The organism is Rhodococcus sp. A14 (assembly GCF_011603105.1).
Classification (GTDB): Bacteria; Actinomycetota; Actinomycetes; order Mycobacteriales; family Mycobacteriaceae; genus Rhodococcus_F; species Rhodococcus_F opacus.
On sequence record NZ_JAAOQS010000345.1, the window covers coordinates 1 to 379 of the forward strand.

Consider the following 379-nt stretch of genomic DNA (forward strand, 5'->3'; position numbering starts at 1 on the left):
GACGCAGCCCACGCTGGCGAGCGTGCCGTCGCATCGCCCTCCATGGCTGTTCCCTCCATGGCGGTTGATTCGAACGCCGCACACTGCGTGATCGCCCAGCAGAAACCTGCCGAGCACTAAGCTGCACCTTCGCGTCCGCCGTTCGTGCGGACGCTGTCTTTCCCGCCTCCGCTGTTTTCCCGCTGCTAATCCGATCCCGGCCGCTGCCTGAACGGGGAGCGGTCCGTCAGTTCGTCCAGATACGCTTCCATGCCGGCCGTTTCGCGGTCGAGGAACCTGCCCACGGCATCGGCAAATGCGGGGTGCGCCAGCCAGTGTGCCGACAGCGTCGCCACGGGCTCGAAGCCGCGCGCCATCTTGTGTTCGCCTTGCGCTCCGC

Annotated in this window: 1 protein-coding gene; it reads right to left on the bottom strand. The window is 67.0% G+C overall.

The window, feature by feature from the left end; all coding sequences use genetic code 11:
* Positions 1-185: 185 nt before the first annotated feature.
* A partial coding sequence (locus tag G9373_RS45780; RefSeq protein ID WP_206034052.1) for a peptidogalycan biosysnthesis protein occupies positions 186-379 on the bottom strand: 194 nt, incomplete at its 5' end.